Annotated in this window: 12 protein-coding genes; 10 read left to right on the plus strand and 2 right to left on the minus strand. The window is 65.4% G+C overall.

The window, feature by feature from the left end:
• Nucleotides 1-170 precede the first annotated feature (170 nt).
• The 10 genes from HMPREF2826_RS00610 to HMPREF2826_RS00655 all read left to right on the plus strand — a co-directional run bounded on the left by HMPREF2826_RS00610 (nucleotide 171) and on the right by HMPREF2826_RS00655 (nucleotide 17,327).
• A complete protein-coding gene (locus HMPREF2826_RS00610; RefSeq protein WP_070638174.1) occupies nucleotides 171-662 on the plus strand; it encodes a methyltransferase family protein in 492 nt (163 codons plus the stop codon).
• A gap of 210 nt (nucleotides 663-872) precedes the next feature.
• Nucleotides 873-1,556 (plus strand): Crp/Fnr family transcriptional regulator, encoded by a 684-nt coding sequence (locus HMPREF2826_RS00615; RefSeq protein WP_070638177.1) that lies wholly within the window; start codon nucleotides 873-875, stop codon nucleotides 1,554-1,556.
• Nucleotides 1,557-1,777: 221 nt separating this feature from the next.
• Nucleotides 1,778-6,151, plus strand: a complete 4,374-nt coding sequence (locus HMPREF2826_RS00620) for an MBG domain-containing protein (protein WP_070638180.1) — start codon at nucleotides 1,778-1,780, stop codon at nucleotides 6,149-6,151.
• A gap of 2 nt (nucleotides 6,152-6,153) precedes the next feature.
• Nucleotides 6,154-7,305: an ABC transporter substrate-binding protein gene (locus HMPREF2826_RS00625; protein ID WP_070638184.1), complete on the plus strand. Its 1,152-nt coding sequence runs from the start codon at nucleotides 6,154-6,156 to the stop codon at nucleotides 7,303-7,305.
• Nucleotides 7,306-7,331: 26 nt separating this feature from the next.
• Entirely contained in the window at nucleotides 7,332-8,441 is a 1,110-nt protein-coding gene (locus tag HMPREF2826_RS00630) for an ABC transporter permease (RefSeq protein WP_083307153.1), read from the plus strand.
• A complete protein-coding gene (locus tag HMPREF2826_RS00635) occupies nucleotides 8,441-9,043 on the plus strand; it encodes an ATP-binding cassette domain-containing protein (RefSeq protein WP_070638187.1) in 603 nt (200 codons plus the stop codon). The genes HMPREF2826_RS00630 and HMPREF2826_RS00635 overlap by 1 nt, the downstream gene beginning before the upstream one ends.
• A gap of 160 nt (nucleotides 9,044-9,203) precedes the next feature.
• Nucleotides 9,204-12,263, plus strand: a complete 3,060-nt coding sequence (locus tag HMPREF2826_RS00640; RefSeq protein WP_070638190.1) for an MBG domain-containing protein — start codon at nucleotides 9,204-9,206, stop codon at nucleotides 12,261-12,263.
• A 250-nt stretch (nucleotides 12,264-12,513) separates the two neighbouring features.
• Nucleotides 12,514-12,750 (plus strand): hypothetical protein, encoded by a 237-nt coding sequence (locus tag HMPREF2826_RS00645; RefSeq protein ID WP_200799668.1) that lies wholly within the window; start codon nucleotides 12,514-12,516, stop codon nucleotides 12,748-12,750.
• A gap of 35 nt (nucleotides 12,751-12,785) precedes the next feature.
• Nucleotides 12,786-16,880, plus strand: a complete 4,095-nt coding sequence (locus tag HMPREF2826_RS00650) for an acyl-CoA dehydratase activase (RefSeq protein WP_070638193.1) — start codon at nucleotides 12,786-12,788, stop codon at nucleotides 16,878-16,880.
• Nucleotides 16,881-16,943: 63 nt separating this feature from the next.
• On the plus strand, nucleotides 16,944-17,327 hold the full coding sequence (locus tag HMPREF2826_RS00655; protein ID WP_070638196.1) for a hypothetical protein: 384 nt from the start codon (nucleotides 16,944-16,946) through the stop codon (nucleotides 17,325-17,327).
• 4 nt (nucleotides 17,328-17,331) lie between these two features.
• On the opposite strand, the gene HMPREF2826_RS00660 is transcribed toward HMPREF2826_RS00655, so the two are convergent.
• The gene (locus tag HMPREF2826_RS00660) at nucleotides 17,332-18,696 is read right to left on the minus strand and encodes an SPFH domain-containing protein (RefSeq protein WP_070638199.1); all 1,365 of its coding nucleotides are present in this window, start codon (nucleotides 18,694-18,696) and stop codon (nucleotides 17,332-17,334) included.
• A 12-nt stretch (nucleotides 18,697-18,708) separates the two neighbouring features.
• Nucleotides 18,709-19,248, minus strand: a complete 540-nt coding sequence (locus tag HMPREF2826_RS00665) for a hypothetical protein (protein ID WP_070638202.1) — start codon at nucleotides 19,246-19,248, stop codon at nucleotides 18,709-18,711.
• Nucleotides 19,249-19,433 lie beyond the last annotated feature (185 nt).

Raw genomic sequence — 19,433 nt, forward strand, 5'->3', positions numbered from 1 at the left:
ATGTCGGTCTTGATCATGCCGGCCATCGTGTTGACTATGGTGACTTTGGTCATAGCCGCCCCAGTCACCTTCGGTGCTTCCTTCCTGGGCTCGCCAGCCCCAACGAGGGCATGAGAGCAAGTCGGTATACTGAAAAAAGTTAGATTATGATTACTGTTAGGAGCGTCAGCATGCCGAAGGAGAACGGCCATCTGCCTCTGTTCGGTCCAGGCCCCCTGTACGTCGGGGTCATTGTCGCTTTCACCGTTTCGGCCCTCGCGCTATCCCGTCTTGGCGCCATTCCCAGAATCACAGCCGAGGCTGCTGCCCTCCCTCTGAGGATTGTCGGTATGGCGCTCGTCGCCCTTGGCGTCGCGCTGTGGGTCTCCGCAGTCTTCCTCGCGAGGATTGACGACGGCATCAAGGTAAACCGGCTCGTCACGGACGGCGTCTACTCGGTTGTGCGCAACCCCATCTACTCGGCGTTCGCACTCGTCTGCACGGGTGCGGTCCTTGTTCATGGGAACCTGTGGCTGCTGGTGCTGCCGCCGCTCTTCTGGGCATTTCTCACGGTGCTCATGAGAGCCACTGAGGAGAGATGGCTGCTCGAGCTCCATGGGCCCGAGTACGAAGAGTATTGTCGCCGCGTCAACCGGTGCATACCCTGGTTCCCAAGGCGCTAGGAGCCCAGGCATTCCTCCCTAGCCCCGGAGGCCCGCACGTGCCGTGCGGGCCCGAGGCCATTTGCGAAGTTGAGAGACCGCGCTGCGTTGGCATTGCCATGGCAACGCGTCCATGTTACCCATAGAGTTATTATGGTCTAACTTTTAACGAGACGAGCGCGCAGGCCGCGAGGCGTGCGTCACGTGTTGGGCTGTGCAGGGTGATGGCTGATGGACGACGTCATTATGAGGGCGCTCAGGCGCAGCTCCCTGTTTGACGGGATCGACAGCGGTGCCTTCGGGGAGACCCTTGAGGGGCTGGGCGCGACCGCACGCACGTACTCTGCGGGCGAGTTTCTGATATGCATTGGGGAGCAGGTGCGCAGGGCGGGCATCGTGCTCGAGGGCCGCATCCGCATAGACTTCTACGACGAGGCAGGCAATGCCTCGACCGTCGCCAACATGGGCATGGGCGGCACCTTCGGCGAGGCGATAGCCTGCGCGGAGGATTCAAGCATCGTGCAGGTCGAGGCGGTGGGGGACTGTCGGGTGCTCTGGCTGGACATGGGGCGGCTGACGTCTCAGCGCACCTTGGCGAAGAGCCCCTGCGCGGGCGTGGTCATGATGAACACGCTGCGCATGCTCGCCCGCAAGAACATGATGCTCAACCGGAAGATGCAGATGCTGGCGCAGAAGCGCATGCGCGATCGCATCAAGCTGTATCTTCTGGTGCGCGATGCCGGCAACGCAACGGATAACGCAGACAAGGACATGAACCGCAGCGACCTCGCACGCTACCTGAGCGTGGATCGCAGCGCGCTCTCGCGCGAGCTGAGCCGCATGCGCGACGAGGGACTTGTCATGCTCGATGGCACTCAGATAAAGGTGCTCGACCGCCGCTTCCTGGAGGCGTGACCGGCACCTCCAGGCCTGCACGAGGCATCGGCCTGCGTGCGGCAATGTTATCGTTCGCCATGTGAGGAGCTATAGGCGTTGCCATGGTCACATAAAGTTACCTATATATAACTTTTGTGTGACCATGGCAACGGCGTACCGGCCATTTCTCAGCTTAGAGTTTGTGAAAACCGACTTTTTGTCTGTTCGATTCGCCTTGGGTTGAGAATGAAGGAGCTCAGATGGGTAAGAGGCGTCACTTCCTGAGGGTCATGTCGCACAAGGGCGCGCGGAGGCTGATGAGCATGGCGCTCGCGGCGGCACTGGTCCTCTCCTCGGTTCCCACCGCCGCATTGGCGGAGGTGATGGATGCCACCGTTCCTCAGGAGCAGGTCGTTCCCATCGAGAAGTCGGCGCCTGCCGAGGATGACGGCACCACCGCAGCGGAAGCTTCCGCCGCGTCCGAGGAAGAGCCTCCTAATGCCGCACCGACTGAGGTGGCTTCCCCTCAGGATGGCTCCCAGCAGGCAACTCCCGAGGAGCGAGGGGCCTGGGACAGGACCCTTGCCACCACCATCACCAACGCTGACGGCACAAACTCCGACGAGGGCGCGCAGGTGAGGATCGGCACGGCCAACGAGGCGCTTGGCAATGCGCTCGGCACCGCCCAGCTCAAGGCGCGGCGCCTGGCCGGCGCCGACCTCTCTTCCGTCGCTGACGCCCTGGGGCGTGACGCGGAGGGCATGCAGGTGGACGCCTACGACGTGCAGCTGCTGAGTGGTGGGCAGAGGCTTGAACTCCAGAAGACCGACGAGGCCACGGCATGGTTGCCCAAGCGCGACGGTGCGACCATGTACCACGTCAAGGATGGTGTGGCCACCAAGTTGGATGCGTCCGTGGATGGCGGCAACGACCTGCTCAGGGCGGATGTGGACGACCTTGGCACGCTTGCCGTTGCCTATCCGTCTGACAAGGAGGCCGCACCCGCGGCCCCGGCTGCGTCCGAGGGTCAGGCAGCGAGTGAGTCCGCCCCTTCGGCAGGCCCCGCGCAGAGCGGCCCTGCTGGCGAGATGGCATTGACTGGCGTGGACAGGGCCCCTGCGGCAAGTCTGGCCGGCGGTCCCTCCGTACTGGACGGTCTTCCGGCCAGCAGTGCTGAACTTGCACCGGGAAAATATATCGTGTCCGCCAACGTCTCCATGCTGACCCCGCTCGGCTTCCCGGGGTATACGACCAATCCGTACAACCCCGAGAGAATTGGAGGCATGGCTGGAATCCCCATGACGCCTGCCACCGACAACGCGACGCTCGTCGTGGGTAAGGACGGAACGCGAACCCTCACAGTCAATCTGGTCAACCCGGTCTTCACTGTCCAGAACGCGGAGGATGGCGAGGGTGTGACCGTCCTGAGTGCGGTACGAAAAGACATCGAGAAGAAGACGGCGGAGGAGGGCAGCGACTACGAGGAGTACAACAAGACGGTAGCCGATGCAGGTGTCACCTCGCGCATCTGCCAGCTAACCGTCAACCTGAAGAGCTGGAGTGGGAGCTACAGGTTTGGTAATTGGAAGACCTACGCGACCACACTCAATGCGTTCTTCCCGAACTCCGATCCGAAGTTCTCTGATATCAAGTCACTTGACCTGAGCGTTGACCTCGCACATGCGACGAAGGTTGTGGAGGGAGACTTCTCTCGCACGCTCAAGGACGAGAAGACAGGCGTTGAGGTCGAAGTCTATGCCGACGAGGGGTCATCCGTCATCCCAAAGCTGCAGGACGCGGAGCTGAGGGTCGATACGGTCGAGAGTGGAAGTGCGCACGAGGCCGCCTCCAGCATGCTTGCGCAGCTGTATTCGGACTCAACTACTTTTAATATGTACGATGTGCAGCTGATCTCTGGCGGGAAGCCCATCGACCTCGACTCCAAGGTGAGATTCAAGGCAAGCATGCCTGTGGGATCAGACGATGTGTCGGTCTATGCCTTTGCCGCAGGGCGACTGATGGACACGTCCGCCTCTGTAGAAGCGGGTAAGGCTTCCTTCGAAACTAAGTCGCTTGGGCGCTTCGTGAAAGTCGAGGACCAGTCTGTAAAGAAGCGTTGGTCTCATACTATCCTGGACGCCTCAACGGACGTGTCCATGACCTACTCAACGGATGGCTCTTCCGACCATGCTTTCTTCGGGGGCAGTAATGCCCAGGAGGGACGCCTGCTGATTGATTCATTCAAAGAATTCTTCGTCATCTCATCCACGTCAAACTTTGAGGAATCCTACGCGAACAAGGCTGTTAGCACTGCGAAGGCCGAGGGCTTGCAGGTTGAGCCGAAGGGATCGAGCACATACGCTGCCATCTGGGCGATGAAGCCTTTCGAGGAAGGTCAGCCCTTCCTAAACCCGCTGGTGATTGGTGCCGGGGTACTCGAGTTCCATTCCCAGACGAACCCCTTGTCCGCGACGGTCCCCGTAAAGAGTCCCGGGGCATCTGTCTACCTGGTGACGGGAACCGTGGGAGGCGGGCCCGACGGCGCGAGGAAACTCAACGCCACCATAGTTGACGGTCACGCCGTGGTCCCGCTCAACAATGAGGATACTGGCATTGCTGATCTTGCTCCGCGCATGTTCAACGCTGCCTACAAGACGTCGGGTGGGGCGATGTCTGGCCAGCCCCAGGACGCCACAACCCCTGTCGCCTATCTGGTGGTAGTCGAGCCTGAGGCCAAGCCGGTGGACAAGCCTGTCGCGGCCTCCGGCCTCGTGTACAACGGCACGGAGCAGGTGGGCGTCCCCGAGGGCGTGGGATACGACCTCGCATCCGGCAAGGCCACCTCGGCCGGCGCCCACAAGAGCGTGGCCACGCTGCGAGAGGGCTACGCATGGTCCGATGGCAGCACGGCCCCAGTGGTCCTCGACTGGACCATCGACAAGGCGCCCCTGACGGCAACCTACAGGGGCGAGACCATTGCCACGGGGGAGAAGCCCTCCCTTCTGGTCGACGTCACCGGCTTCGTCAACGGCGAGACGCCGGAGACGGCTGCCGGCTACGTTGCGCCCAAGGTCCTGGCCCAGTCCCTGGAGGAGGGCACGCACGACCTGAAGCCCAGCGGCGGAGCTGCCGACAACTACGCCTTCGCGTATGAGGGTGGGACCCTGACCGTCAGGAAGGCGGCAGGGGAGCATGACCTTGCGCCCGGAACCTACACGGTCACCGCGAACCTCTCCATGCCGGGCAAGTTCAACCCGCTCATCCCGGGGCTCACCGTCTACGCCAACAGCCCGAACAATCCCTTCGGTCCCACCATCGACGAGAACAAGGACGTTGACGTGCAGGCCGAGATCCCCAGGGCCCCCCTCTCGATGAACGCGAAGATCGTCGTCTCGAAGGACGGTACCAGGACGCTCGTGCTGCCCATCAGGAACCCCATCTTCACCACCCAGGAGATCGGTGCCTGCGACCGTCTTTCCGACGTGCGCACAGAGCGTGTGAGGCCCACCGCCGGCGGCGGTGACTGGAGCGGCAGCTACAACAAACGCACGGACCGCATTCACATGATGTCGGCGGTTCTTCCCGCCGGCCAGGCGAAGGGGACGGCGACGTTCGACTTCAAGGGCAGCGTGCTCTACGCCGTGCCCCTTGACACTGAGCTGAGGCCCGAGGGGGATGTGTCCCTCCGCCTAACCGTGGACTACGACAGCATGGCTAAGGCCTCGGACAGCACCGAGCTCCCCGGCTTCGCCAAGGTCGAGAACGGCGGCAGCACGGTCGATCCCCGGCCAAACGACAACCCCCATGGCGAGAACAGCGGTTCCGGCGGCACCAACGCAGGTGGCACGGATGCGGGGGACCCGATATCCTCCGAGGACGGCCACCTGGCGGCTGGCAGCTACACGGTCTCCGCCAACATCTGGGTGAACCGCGAGGAGGCGGGCCTGCCCCTCTCGCCGCACTTCACCAACTCATCCTTCCCGCCCAGCTCGTCCGTCTCGAAGAACGCCACGCTGACTGTGGGGCCTGACGGGCATGCCTACGTCACCATCCCCATCATCATCCAGTCTCGCATCATGCACGTGCTCTCCATCTCTGGCCTCGACATCGTGTCCTCGACGTACGACGGGGAGGGTGGGCTCACCAGCATTACGGTTGACCTGGGCATCCTGAGGGACGCAAGCACCATCACCAAGACCGCCACCGCCAGCATCCGCCTGGGGTCGCTGGCCAACAGCATCATCGGCGGCCCTGCAGACCGCACCTGGTCGGTGACCTTCGAGGTGGTGTTCAACGGAGCCCCCACCCAGACGGGCGGCACGCTGCCCAAGGCGGCCCTGGACATCATCAACGCCCAGGGCGCCGACGGGAAGGCCGCCGACGGCAAGGCACGGGCGGACGCCGCCGCGGCAGACGCCCTGGCAGCGCTTGACGCCCAGAAGGGGTTGTCTGCGGGAGGTTCGTCCAGGCCCACAAAGGGCGAGGGAGTCCTCGGGGGCTGTCAGGAGGCCATCCGGAACAACCCGGCCCTGAAGATGGGCCTCGGCCTGCTTGCCCTCGCGGCCGCCGCGGGGATCGCCTTCGCGGCGCGCAGGCGCCGCGACGCCAGCCCAGACGCACCCAAGGAGGATTAGGCATGAAGTCCCTCTTCGATGGCTCCAACCTCACCCGCCGGGCGTTCGTCGCCCTGGCCGGCGCGGGGGCGGCGTCGCTTGCGGGGCTCGGCCTCGCAGGCTGCTCCACCTCCAATGCGCCCTCCGGAAGCTCTCGGACCGTGCTCACCGCCCAACCCGAGCAGCGCGAGCTCATGGGCAGCGCGGACCCCTGCGACGTGCGGGTGGGGCTCATCATAGGCCCTCCCTCCATGGGGCTCTCGCAGTTCATGCTCGCCGCGCAGAACGGCCGCACCACCAACAGGTTCGAGTTCACCCCCAACGGGGTTGACTACATAGGCCTCTCGGCGGCGCTCAACCAGGGCGACTACGACATAGCCACCCTGCCGAGCAACATAGGGCCCATCCTGTACAACAACCATGAGCTGCAGAACGAATACCAGGTGATCAGCATCAACAACCTGGGTGTGCTCTACGTCATGACCACCGATGCCTCCATCTCGTCGCTGGAGGACCTCGCCGGTCGCACCGTCTACAGCTACGGGGAGGGCGGGACGCCCGAGTACACCATCGAGGCTCTGCTGCGAAAGAACGGCATGGCCGACAGCTTCACCCTGGAGTTCAAGTCCACGCCCTTCGAGGTTCTCAACCTCATGCAGCAGGAGAGGGACTGCGTGGCCATCTTGCCCCAGCCGTTCGTCTCGCTGTCCAGGCTCATGGTGGACCCGCTCTACGTGCCCGTGAGCATCACCAGCGAGTGGGACAAGGCCTTCTCCGACACGGGCAGCCAGGCCGTTACCACCATCACGGTCGCAAACAAGGCCTTCCTGGAGGAGCACGAGCAGGCCGTCATAGAGTACCTGAGGATGCAGGGGAGCTCGGTGCGCTGGACCCTCTCGCACACGGACGAGGCCGCTGCCCTGCAGGAGCAGCTGGGGACCTTCCTCAACAACAGCGTGGCGGCCGACGCCATGCCTCAGATCGCCATGACCTGCCTCACCGGCCTGGCCATGCGCACCGCGCTTTCGGGCTTCATCCAGGAGCTCTACGACGCCAACCCCGACTCGGTGGGTGGCGCCGTGCCCGACGACGGCTTCTACTACCTTCCTCCCGTGGGCTTCATCGACGATGACGCCATCGGCGAGGAGGAGGCCAAGGCGGCGGTGCGGTCGTGAGTGCCGCCCAGGCGCCAGGGAGGCCGATGGCGCGCGTGCCCCTGTCTGAGGTGTCGGCCGCTACGGGCATCCCCGAGGAGCGCCTGGCCATGATGGCCCAGCGCATACGCGAGGACGGCCTGGATGACGCCCAGATGGGTCCCATGATGCGCATGGCCGCAGACGGCGGCGTCCCGACGGGGCGCATCATGGACATGCTCTGCTCCCTGGGCGTCTCGCGCGAGCAGGTGGTGCGCGTGGCCTGCGGCCAGGGCCTCCTGACGGATGACGAGGCCGAGCGCGCCCTCTGCGAGGCGGCGGGGGCCAGCCCTGACGCGGGCCCCACGTCGGACGCCCTTGCCGTGAAGCGCCGCGAGAGGATGCTCTTCTGGCGCAGGGGCGCCATCATCGCGTTCTGGGTCGTCGTGTGGCAGCTTCTCGACACCGCGATGAACAACCGTCTGGTGCTCGCCGGGCCCGTCCGCGTGCTCCAGGCCCTGGCGACCCAGGTGGTCAAGCCCGACTTCTGGCTGGTGTGCGGGGCGTCCCTCCTGCGCATCGTCGCGGGCTTCCTCCTCTCGTTTTCCGTGGGGACGCTGCTGGCGCTGGCGTCGCATCGCTTCCGGCTGGTGCACGACTTCGTGGAGCCCCTCATGTCCCTCCTGCGCACCATACCCGTGGTGAGCATCATCATCATGCTGCTCATATGGGTTGGTGGCCAGCTGCTCACCGTGTACCTCTCGTTCGTGATCGTTCTGCCCCTCATCTACACCAACATGCTCGCGGGCCTGGGCAACGTCGATGGCCAGATGCTCGAGATGGCACACGTGTACGGGCTCTCGCGCTGGCGTCGCTTCCTGTATGTGTACAGGCCGGCGTTCATGCCGTTCCTCTCCAGCGCCTGCAGGCTGGCGCTGGGCATGAGCTGGAAGAGCGGCATCATGGCGGAGGTCCTTGCCACGCCCAAGCCCTCCGTGGGCAAGGAGATGTCGCTTGCCCGCACGTACCTCAACACGCCCGACCTCTTTGCCTGGACCGTGGTCGTCATGCTGATGAGCTGGGCGTTCGAGAGGCTCTTCATGTGGCTGCTGCGCCGTGCGGGCAGGCCGCTGGGAGAGTGCCTGGGGATGCGCGACGACGAGGGAGGCGACCAGTGATGGGCTCATGCGACGTGAGGCTTTCCCACGTCGAGAAGAGCTATGGCTCCCTGCATGTGCTGCGCGACGTGAGCCTCACCCTGCCCGCCGGCTCCTCCTGGTGCCTGATGGGGCCCTCAGGAGCGGGCAAGACAACGCTGCTGCGGGTGATCCTCGGGCTCGAGCGGGCCGACTCCGGGCGCCTCGAGGGCATCTCCTGCGGCGACGCCTCGGTGATGTTCCAGGAGGACCGCCTCTGCGCGCCGCTCTCGCCGGTGGAGAACGTGGCCCTCGTCATGCCGGGCCGCTCCAGCCGTCGGGCCATCAGGTCCCTTCTTGCCGAGGTGCTGCCCGAGGACAGCCTGGGCAAGCCTGCCTCGCAGCTTTCCGGCGGTCAGCGCCGACGCGTCTCGTTGGTGCGCGCGATGGCGTACCCCAGCAAGGCCATCGTGATGGACGAGCCGTTTACCGGCCTGGACGAGCGCACGCGCCGCTCGGTCATAGACTTCGTGCTGCGCCATAGGGAAGGACGGACGCTTCTGGTCTCGACCCATGGGGAGCAGGACGCGCGCCTGCTGGGAGCCCGCTGCGTCCAGCTGTCCGACATCTCCCGCCCCATGTGAGGCGCACAAAAATAAGCCAAAACTAACTTTGCTGTTGCCACTGCAACGCCACGAGGGTTACGGCTGGTTAAAAGTAAGTTGAATCAAACTATCGGAAGTCACCCTGACGGCATGTCGTGCTTGCCGCACGGGGTGAGACACACGAAAGAAAGGAGTTGAGGTGAGGGAAAAGACACAGCACGCGCTTGTGGGAAGGATTCTCTCCCTGTTCCTCTTCGCGGTCATGATGGTCTCGCTGGCACCGGCATCGGCCTTTGCCGCGCCGGAGGACAGGGGCGCCCTCGCGCCGGGCACCTATTCCATCTCTGCCAACGTCAGCATGCCAGGGCAGTACAACCCGCTCATCCCTGGGCTCACCGTATACCCGACCACACCGAACAACCCCTTCGGTCCAACCATTGACGAAAACGTAGGGCTATCTGTTGAGAGCGGGATTCCGAGCTCGCCTGTGACGTCCAACGCCACGCTCCACGTTGCGGAGGACGGCACGAAGACCCTCCTCGTCCCGTTCCCGAACCCCATCTTCACGCTGCAGGCGCTCGGCACGAGTGCGGAGATCTCTGACTCCTCCGTCGAGCGGGTTGCTCCCACCAACTGGGGTGGCGGTGGCATGTGGGAAGGCAATTACAACAAGAAGACAAGCCGCATCCACAAGGCCAGGCTCGTTCTCACCGACACGCAGACGAGCGGCACCAAGAGCTACACCTTCAAGGGAAGCGAGCTCTATGCCGTCCCCCTTGACAGGACCCTTACCCCCTCCGGTGACGTCTCGCTGCAGCTCGACGTGGATTACGACAGCGCCACCAGGACGGGAGATAGCACTGATGCCCCCGCGCTCGAGACCTCTCGCGTCGTAGTGAACGTGCCGAAGGCCGTGAAGGGTCTCGCGCACACCGGCGAGGAGCTCAAGGGCGTGTTCGTCGGTGACAATGGTCCCCAGGGCTTCACCCTTGAGAACGGCAAGGCATCCTCTGAGGGGCTTCACCATGCCGTTGCCACCCTCAAGGAGGGTCACGTGTGGGCAGATGGCACGACCGATCCCAAGACCATCGACTACACGATTGGCGACGAGGTGGACCTGAGCGGCCTTGAAGCCTCGATCAAGGCCGCCAAGGCAGAGTCGGACAGTGCCACCGTCTCGACGGACGGCAAGGACGTATCGTCCGACGGGCAGTGGGTCACCCAGGGTGACAAGGACACCCTCGACGGCGCCATTGCCAAGGCACGTGAGGCGCGCGATGCCAATGGCGCGACCAACGCGTCCGTGACCGCCGCCAAGGAGGAGCTTGACAAGGCGGTCTCCACCTTCAAGGCATCCAAGCGAGCCGGCACCAAGCCGGCGCTCGTCGCAACCGTTCCCACGGCCGTCACGGGGCTCGTCTACAACGGTCAGGAGCAGACGGGCGTCTCTGTCGTCGGAGAGGGATATCGTCTCTACAACAACTCGGGAAAGGATGCGGGCAATTACAGCGCCATGGCAATCCTTGACAGCGACCACGTCTGGCCGGATGGTACGACCGACATCAAGCTCATAAGTTGGAGCATTGCCCGGGCCACCGTCGAGGTGCCCTCCCAGGGGGAGGTGCCCACCTTTACGGGCAGCCTCATCTATTCCCCCTATGACAATGGGGATGGTTATGTCCGGGTAAGCGGCCTCAGTGGCGCGACCCTGGCGGGCACGTACACGAACGAGGTCAAGCCGGACAAGAACCACCAGTGGCCCGATGGCGGCATTGGCACCAAGACGGTCACCTGGAGGATCGACCCCATCAAGGTCGATCCGCCGGAGGTGCGCACGGGGCTGACCTACAACGGTTACCAGCAGTATGGAATCGACCTGAAGAAGTACGGCATCAAGATCGACAGGAACGACTACTACAAGATCGATGGGACGTATGGGACCTTCGTGCCCGGTACCTATCGAATCACCGTGAGGCTGCTCGACAAGTACCGCAATCCCGACGGATCCGTCGCGCGCTGCTTCGTCTGGTCTGACGGCACGTACGGAGCCAAGGAGCTTACGTGGACGATTGCCAAGGCGCCGCTTGTCGCGACGGCCGAGAGCGAGAGCGTCTCCTTCGGGACCATGCCCAAGCTCTTGGCAAAGGTCACCGGGTGGCCGAATCCCGTGGATCTTGGCGCGCTGGCCTCAGGGGGCTACGTTGCCCCAGGCGTGCAGGTCGTCGATGCGGACGGCAGCGTCATTGGCGCATCCGAGCTGTCTGCGCTTGCCCCCGGAACCTACACCATCAGGCCCTTCGGCGGAGAGCTGGGAGACGCCTCGATATACTACGAGTTCAGCAAGTATGTTGACGCCACGCTCACGGTGACGCCGCGTGGTCAGCTGGCCGTGCCGGATGCCGTCGATGGCCTGGTCTACGACGGGACTGAGCAGACGGGCGTGCCGCAGGGCGAGCACTACACGCTCTCCGGAGACACCAAGGCGACCGACGCGGGCAGCTACACCGCCACCGCTGTTCCTGAGGCGGGGTATACCTGGAGCGATGGCACCACCGAGGCAAAGTCCATCTACTGGTCCATTGCCAGGAAGCAGCTGCCGAGGCCCGAGGCCAAGGTTGGCCTGGTCTACGACGGGACGGAGCAGACGGGCGTGCCGCAGGGAGAGGGCTACACGCTCTCCGGCGACGTCAAGGCGACCGACGCGGGCAGCTACACCGCAACGGCCACGCTGACGTCCGACAACTACGAGTGGACCCCCGCCGCCACCTCAGACTCGGTGAGCGTCACCTGGTCCATCGCAAAGGCCAAGCTCACGGCAACCTACCAGGGAGACACCATCAGGGTGGGGGAGACCCCGGCCCTCAAGGTGGACGTGACGGGCTTCGTGGGCGGCGAGACGGCAGAGTCCGTCGCGGGTTACGTGGCCCCAACCGTTCCGGTCACGGAAGCCCAGCTTGCCGCTCCGGGATCCTATGAGCTTCCTCCCCAGGGCGGCAACGCCGGCGGGAACTACGAGTTCGACTACCAGCCCGGCACGCTGGTGGTCCAGGAGGCCGCGAAGCCGGACGTCCCCGGAGGCGGCGGCAACGCCAACAACGACGGAGCCGGTAACGGCTCGACGAGCCGTCCCACCAAGCCGAAGGCCCTGCCACGGACCGGCGACGAGAACGGCTCGCTTCCGGGCATGGCCCTTGTCCTTCTGGGCATGACGGCCCTCGTTGGCAGCGGAGCAGCCAAGCTTCGTTCCCGCCAGCGCTAGCCACGAATCCTCGCGGACCCTCCCTTTGGGGGCCCAAGGAGTGACGCAGGCCCTCTCGTTCCCAGGACGGAGGGCCTGCGTTCCGTTGGAGGAAGGCCTGGCCTTTGTGCCTGCGTGTGACCGATGCAACGGCTCGAAGCGCGCCGGTGGGGCATAATGCCCCATAGAATTAGAAAAGACTAACTTATGGCATATGACGGCAGCCAGGACGTGGCGAGCCCGTCGTCCGACAACAGCGAGGGGAGCGCCCGTGGCCACGATCGACATGACCAAGTGCATGAGGGACGTCGTCCTGGAAGACCCCATGTTCGGTGAGTTCCTGGTGGACAAGGGGTTCCCGTTCTCCGTGGAGAACCCCATCACTGAGCTGGTGACCTTCGAGGACGTGGTGCAGATGCGGCGTCTGGACAAGGACGCGTTCCTGGCCGAATACGACGCCTACCGCTCCAATGGCGGCAGGCTTGCCGAGGGCGCAGGTAGTCGCTAGGCCTGCGGCTGGTCTGGGGGAGAGGGGCCTTTCGCATGTATGCGCTGGGCATTGACATAGGTGCGTCATCGGTCAAGCTTGTGGCTGTTGACCTGGGGATTGCTGGGAGAGGGCCGGCGGATGGCGCACGGGGCGTGGAAGGTTGCCCGCATGCCGCCGCGGGGGAGCCGCTGCGGCATGCGGCCATGCGGGCCCACAGGGGCGACCCCTCGTCATGTTTGTCCGAGCTCCTGGACGAGGCCGCCGCGGCCCTGCCGCCGGAGGAGTGCGCCGCCTGGGCCTTGACCGGCTCCGGCCAGGTCATCCTGGGCGACGCCCTGCCTGGCGCCATCGTGCTCGAGGACGTCCCGGCCATCACCCTGGGTGCCTCCCTCCTCGCCCCAGCCGCTCGCTCCATCATGGAGGTCGGTGGCCAGCAGGGGCTCTTCGTCACCTCCATCGGGCCCGGCCAGGCACCCCGCTTCTCCATGAACGAGGGCTGCGCCTCGGGAACCGGCTCGTTCTTCGAGGACCAGATGCAGCGCCTGGGGCTTCGCATGGAGGACTTCTCCTCAGTGGTGGACGGTGCCGTCAGCGTGCCGCGCCTCTCGGGGCGCTGCGCCGTCTTCGCGAAGACGGACATCATCCATCGCCAGCAGGAGGGAGTTCCCGTAGAGGACATCCTCATGGGCCTCTGCCATGCCATGGTCAAGAGCTTCAAGGCGCTCGTCGTCCGTGGGCTTCCCGTTGAGCGTCCAATGGCCCTCTCGGGTGGGGTGTTGCTCAACTCGGGCGTGGTGCGCTCCGTGCGCGACGTCTTCCGCCTGGGGGAGGGCGAGCTCCTCTGCGAGGAGGGGAACCTCTACTTCCAGGCAGCTGGCGCCGCGCTCCACGCGGCCAGGCTGCGCCTGGGGGCAGGGGATGCTGACGTTTCGGACGGACCTGCCTCCGCCCGCGAGGGCATCGCGCATGCCGGCGGCACCCCGGCCCCTCTTGCCACGCCCACGCTTTCCGACCTGCGCCGCGCGCTGTCTGCCAGCACCAGGGCGTCAGCGTCCCTTCCCGGCCGCGACCCCCTGCCGCGCATCCGCTATGAGGCGGGTCCCGGCTACTCCCTCAGGCCCCGTCCGTGGGCCAGGGACGCGGGCGGGCGCACGCCGTGCGCCCTGGGCATCGACGTGGGCTCCACCAGCACGAACCTGGTTCTGGTGGATGAGGAGGGCGCGCTGCTCGATGCGCAGTATCTGCGCACGCGCGGCAACCCGAAGGCGGCCGTGGCCGAGGGGCTCGCGTCTCTCGGGCGGCGCCTGGGCGACTCCGTTCGCGTGGTCGCCGTGGCCACCACGGGCTCCGGACGCGAGATGATCGGCAGGCATGTGGGCGCCGACGTGGTCCGCGACGAGATAACGGCCCAGGCGCGGGCTGCCGCAGCGGCGGACCCCCAGGTTGATACCGTGTTCGAGATAGGTGGCCAGGACTCGAAGTACATAAGCCTGCGGTCCGGCAACGTGGTCGACTTCCAGATGAACAAGGTGTGCGCGGCGGGGACGGGGTCGTTCGTCGAGGAGCAGGCCGCACGCATGGGCATCGCTCTGGGTGACTTCGGTGCCCTGGCCCTCTCGGCCGAGAGTCCCGTGGACCTGGGCGAGCGCTGCACGGTCTTCGTGGAGACGGCCATCAACGTCGCCCTTGCCAGGGGTGCCCGCAAGGCCGACGTGGCCGCCGGCCTCTGCCAGTCGATCATTCGCAACTACCTGAACCGGGTGGTGGGCAACAAGGCAGTGGGCGGGCGCATCGTGCTTCAGGGTGGGGTCTGCTACAACTCTGGCATCGTGGCCGCCTTCGCCCAGAGCTTTGGCGACCGCATGACGGTCTCCCCGTGGTTTGCGGTCTCGGGCGCGGTCGGCGCGGCGCTCCTCGCCTGGGAGGCCGAGGTCTCGCACACGAGCTTTCGTGGCTGGGACCTCTCTGGCGCTGCCGCAGCCGAGTGCCGGGGGGCCGCGGAGGAGGTCGAGCGCAACCGGGCGTTCTTCCACGAGGGGGAGAGCCTCCTGCTGGAGGGCTACACCGGTGAGATAGACCCATCCAAGGAGACGGTGGGTGTCCCTCGCAGCCTCATGATGTACAAGCTCTTCCCCATGGCAAACGCCTTCTTCACTCAGCTGGGCTTCAACGTGGTTGTCTCGGATGTGTCGGACGAGGAGACCGTGCGTCTCTCCCAGCAGACCGCGCAGGGCGAGACCTGCTTTCCCGTGAAGCTCATGCATGGGCACGTGATGCAGCTGGTGGAGCGCGGCGTGGACTACATCTTCATGCCGCGCGTGCACACCATCCGCCACAAGCACTCCAAGATAGCCCACAACTACGGCTGCTCCTACATGCAGTGCGCCTCGCATCTGGTTGCCGAGGAGCTTGGCCTCGCGGAGAGAGGCATAGGGCTCATCTCGCCGGAGCTCGACCTTGACTTTGGCCAGCGGGCCATGGCGGGCGCCATGCTGGAGGTGGGGGCGCAGCTGGGTCGCGACCCCCACGACACCGCCCGCGCGCTCCTGGCTGGCAGCTATGCCGTGAGCGAGTTCACCCGCAAGACGGAGGAGGCCGGGCAGAGGCTGCTCGACTCCCTTGGCCCCGAAGAGCGCGTGCTGGTCATGGTGACGAGAAACTACGGCATATCCGACGCGGTTCTCAACGCGGGGATCCCGGACGCGCTCATAGACCGGGGGCAGAGGGTCATCACCATCTCCCACCTGCACGCCCATTCCTTTGGCCTGGAGGAGGACTACCCCAACGTCTACTGGCCCTTCGGCCAGCACATCCTGGCGGCGGCCAAGCTCATTCGCCGCGACCCAAGGCTGTTCGCCATCTACCTCACCAACCACGGCTGCGGGCCAGACACCATGCTCTCTCACCTCTTTGCCGAGGAGATGGGACAAAAGCCCTACCTTCAGATCGAGGTGGACGAGCACTTCTCCAAGGTGGGGGTCGTGACGCGGATCGAGGCGTTTCTCAACAGCCTCGACCATCACGAGGCGGTGGACGAGAGCGGCCTTCCCATGGTGGTGGGTGCCGTCAGCCAGAACGAGAGCCGCCTCGACGGCAGCCTGCCCGTGGCGATGCCGGACCTCGGCCTGCCGGCACGTGCGGTGGCGGCCCTCCTGCGGCGCAGGGGCATGAGGGTGCAGGCCGTCCCCGTCACGGACCATGCCATAGCCCGTGGCAAGGCGCTCTCCACGACCAAGGAGTACCTGTCCTTCTCGGCGGAGCTTGGCGTCGCCCTCGAGGCGGCGGACATGGCCGTAGCGGGACGTGGGGCGAACGAAGGGTGCGGCAGGGGCATCCAGCTGCTCCTTCCCTCGGGAGAGGGGGCCGATGCGGACGGACAGTACGATCGCGTGATCCTCTCTGAGCTCAGGACGCGTGGCCTGGATGCCATCGAGGTGGTCTCTCCGCGGCTCGACCGCCTGCCCGAGTGGTCCGAGGACCTGGATGCCCTGTTCGACGCGCTCCTGGCGGCGGACGTGGCGCAGGCGGCCGACCCTATGCGTCGCGCGGCCGTTCTGGAGGAGCTGTCTGCCGCGGGCTTCTCCCATGACGCGACGCTGGCCGCCGCGCGAGACATTGCCGCGGGCCTGCCAGCCGACGGTGGCCGCAGCGTGCTTGCCCTGGGGGAGTGGCCCGTGGTGTGGGAGGACGCCCTCAATGCGGGAACGCTCGGGCGTCTGGAGGGGAGGGGCTGGCGCGTGAAGCGCATGCCGGCATCCGAGTACCTTTGGTTCCTGTGGCGTGACGCCTACGAGGGCGAGGAGGACTTCCGCCACCTCGCCGAGCGGATGTCGCACGTGCACGAGGCTTTGGCGGGGGCGTCCCCGTTCCAGCCCGACGCGTCCGCGCTCCTGGCGAAGGCCGACTCCTTGGTGGGCAGGCTTCGCTCGGCCAACGCGCGCTACCGCATTGCCAAGGCTAGTCTCTCCGCGGGCGTTGCGCGCGGCGTCATAGCCATGTCATCGATGTACGAGAACACCGATATCATCCTGCAGCTCGCAGAGGCGTCGGCGGACATTTCCGTGCCGGTGACGCACGTGGGCTTTGACGGCACGCCTGATTCTGGCATAGACGAGAGGATCAGCTCGTTCGTCTACTACCTTCGCTGAGACGGGCACCCTCCCCGCTGCCTCGTCTGGTAGAGAGACGAAGAAACGAGTCCTCCTGTCCCCATGAGCTTCCCATGGAGGCCCTGCCGCGCGACATGTCTCGCAATTGCCGCCGCGTTCGCCTTTGCCGTCTCTCCCGGCATAGCGGCGGCCCCCGTTCAGGCCTCGACCACCGGCGAGCTGCAGGCGGCGATCTCCAGCGGAGAGCCCAGCATCCAGATCGGTGCCGACTTCGAGCTTTCCAGCCCCGTCCTTGTGTCCCAGGGGAAGACCATAGACCTTGACCTCAGCGGCCACAAGATCACCACGCCGCTCTCCGCGAGGCGATCCGTCTCCCTCGTTTCCGCAAGCGACGAGCCGCCCCACCCCCTTGCCTGGGGTGGGGCGGCTCGCGTCTTTGCCTCCGGCCGTCCGACCGTGGACTTGCGGCCGAGGAGGGGGGCATGACCTCCTACGAGAGGTCGCCCTCGTCGAACACGTCTCCGCACTCGGGGCAGAACTTAGGTGGCCTGGACTGGTCCTCGGGCACCCATCCGCACTTGTCGCACTTGTAGCGGGGCTGGCTGGTGGGCGCGGGCGTGCCGCACTCCCGGCAGAACTTGCCGGTGTTGCCTGCGGTTCCGCAGCTCGCACAGGCCCAAGTGCCGGCGTCGGCGGGCCTGGGGCTGCCGCAATCGTTGCAGAACTTGCCCATGTTGCCTGATGCCCCGCAGCTGGAGCACGTCCATCCTCCCGGCTGCTGTGGCGCAGGGGCTGGGGCGAAGCCACCCCCTGCCGCGGTGGCGTACTGGCTCTGGGGCGGGTTGGGGGCAGCGTTGGAGTACGATCCACCCGCTGGCCTGCCCATCTGCCCCGCCATGCCCATGCCGATGAACGCCCCCATGGCACCCATGCCGCCCTCGTTGCCTGCGGCGGTGCGCATGGCATCGCCCTGGGCTGCCGCCAGGACGGCGTCGCGCATGCTGGGGTCGCGCATGGTGGCGGCCTTCTGCAGGTCCTTGATCATCTGCTCGTCCTCGGGTGAGGTCGCTATGGAGTTGACCCCGAAGCTCACCACCTCGATGCCGCGCAGCTCCCGCCACTTGGACGAGAGGGCCTCGTTCAGGGCGTCCGCAAGCTCCTGCGTGTGCGCGGGAACCGCGCTGTAGCGCACGCCTGCCGCAGAGATCTTGGCGAACGCAGGCTGCAAGGCCGTGAGCAGCTCGCTCTTGAGCTGGCTGTCTATCTCGGCTCGCCTGTACTCGCTCTCGACGTTTCCGCACACGTTGGTGTAGAAGAGGATGGGGTTGCAGATGCGATAGCTGTACTCTCCGTTGCATCGCACGGAGATGTCCACGTCCAGGCCTATGTTGGCGTCCACCACACGGAAGGGCACGGGAGTTGCCGTCCCATACTTGTTGCCCATGACCTCCTTGGTGTTGAAGTAATACACGCGCTGGTCAGTGCCCGTGTCTCCGCCAAAGGTGAGGCGCTTGCCGATCTGGGCGAAGGTGTCTGCCAGGCTCTGGCCCAGGTCTCCCGAGAAGACGCTTGGCGCCACCTGGTTGTCGTAGATGAACTCTCCGGGCTCGGCGCAGACCTCAACCACCTTGCCCTGCTCGACGATGACCATGCACTGGCCGTCGTTCACCACCACGGCGCTGCCATTGGTGATGATGTTGTCGCTTGCCTTGGTGTTGCTGCTGCGACCTCCCACGCGCTTCTGGCCCTTGACGGTCAGGACGTCGGCGGGGATGCTCTCGCAGTAGATCATTTCCTTCCACTGGTCGGCGAGCATGCCGCCAGCAGCACCCAATGCAGCCTTGATGAGTCCCATCCTGCGCCTCCCTTACGCGCCCATGGCTCCGCCGCAGTACTCGCAGCAGCCGCTTGCATCCGGAATGGTGGTGGCACCACAGTGCGGGCAGGTCATCGCCGTCTTGGGGGCGCGGCTTGCCTCCGCCTCCTCATGGATGCGCTCGCGCTCGGTGGTGAGGGCGGAGCAGATCTCCTGTGCGGCAGACCGTGCCTGCTCGGACTCAAGCGAGTGAGGCATGGACGTGCTCCCGCTTGCCACGTCGATCGAGAACGAGTCGAACCAGGGGTTGTTGACGTTCACCTCCACGCGAGAGCTGTAGGAGTAGCTGTAGCGAGGTGGCACGTAGCTCCTGCGGTTGCCCTCGTCGTCCAGATAGGTCTCCTCGCTGCGGCTCTCGTCGAAGTCAACCTGAGCCCCGGTCACCTGGCTGAGGGGTATGACGTCGGGGTTGGTGGACTTCCAGTTCCTCCCGCCAGACACCACCACGAAGCTGCCGCGGCCCTCGTCGATCATGACCTTCTCGTCCAGCCCCAGCGTGCGGGAGACGCTGAATGCCTCCACCTCGGCCATGTTGGCCTCTCTGTACTCGAGCTGCGCCTTGATGTCATCGATGGAAGACCTCTTGCGGCAAGCCGCACGCGTGACGGTCGCACCCTCGCATGGACCATCCCGTCGCTGGGGCCAGGTCAGTCAATCAGCTTCACAGTGCCCACGAGCCTCGCCCAAAAGGCCGACAAACCCCAGCGCTTTGACAA

It is taken from the genome of Olsenella sp. HMSC062G07 (assembly GCF_001811895.1).
In the GTDB taxonomy this organism is placed as follows: Bacteria; Actinomycetota; Coriobacteriia; order Coriobacteriales; family Atopobiaceae; genus Olsenella_F; species Olsenella_F massiliensis.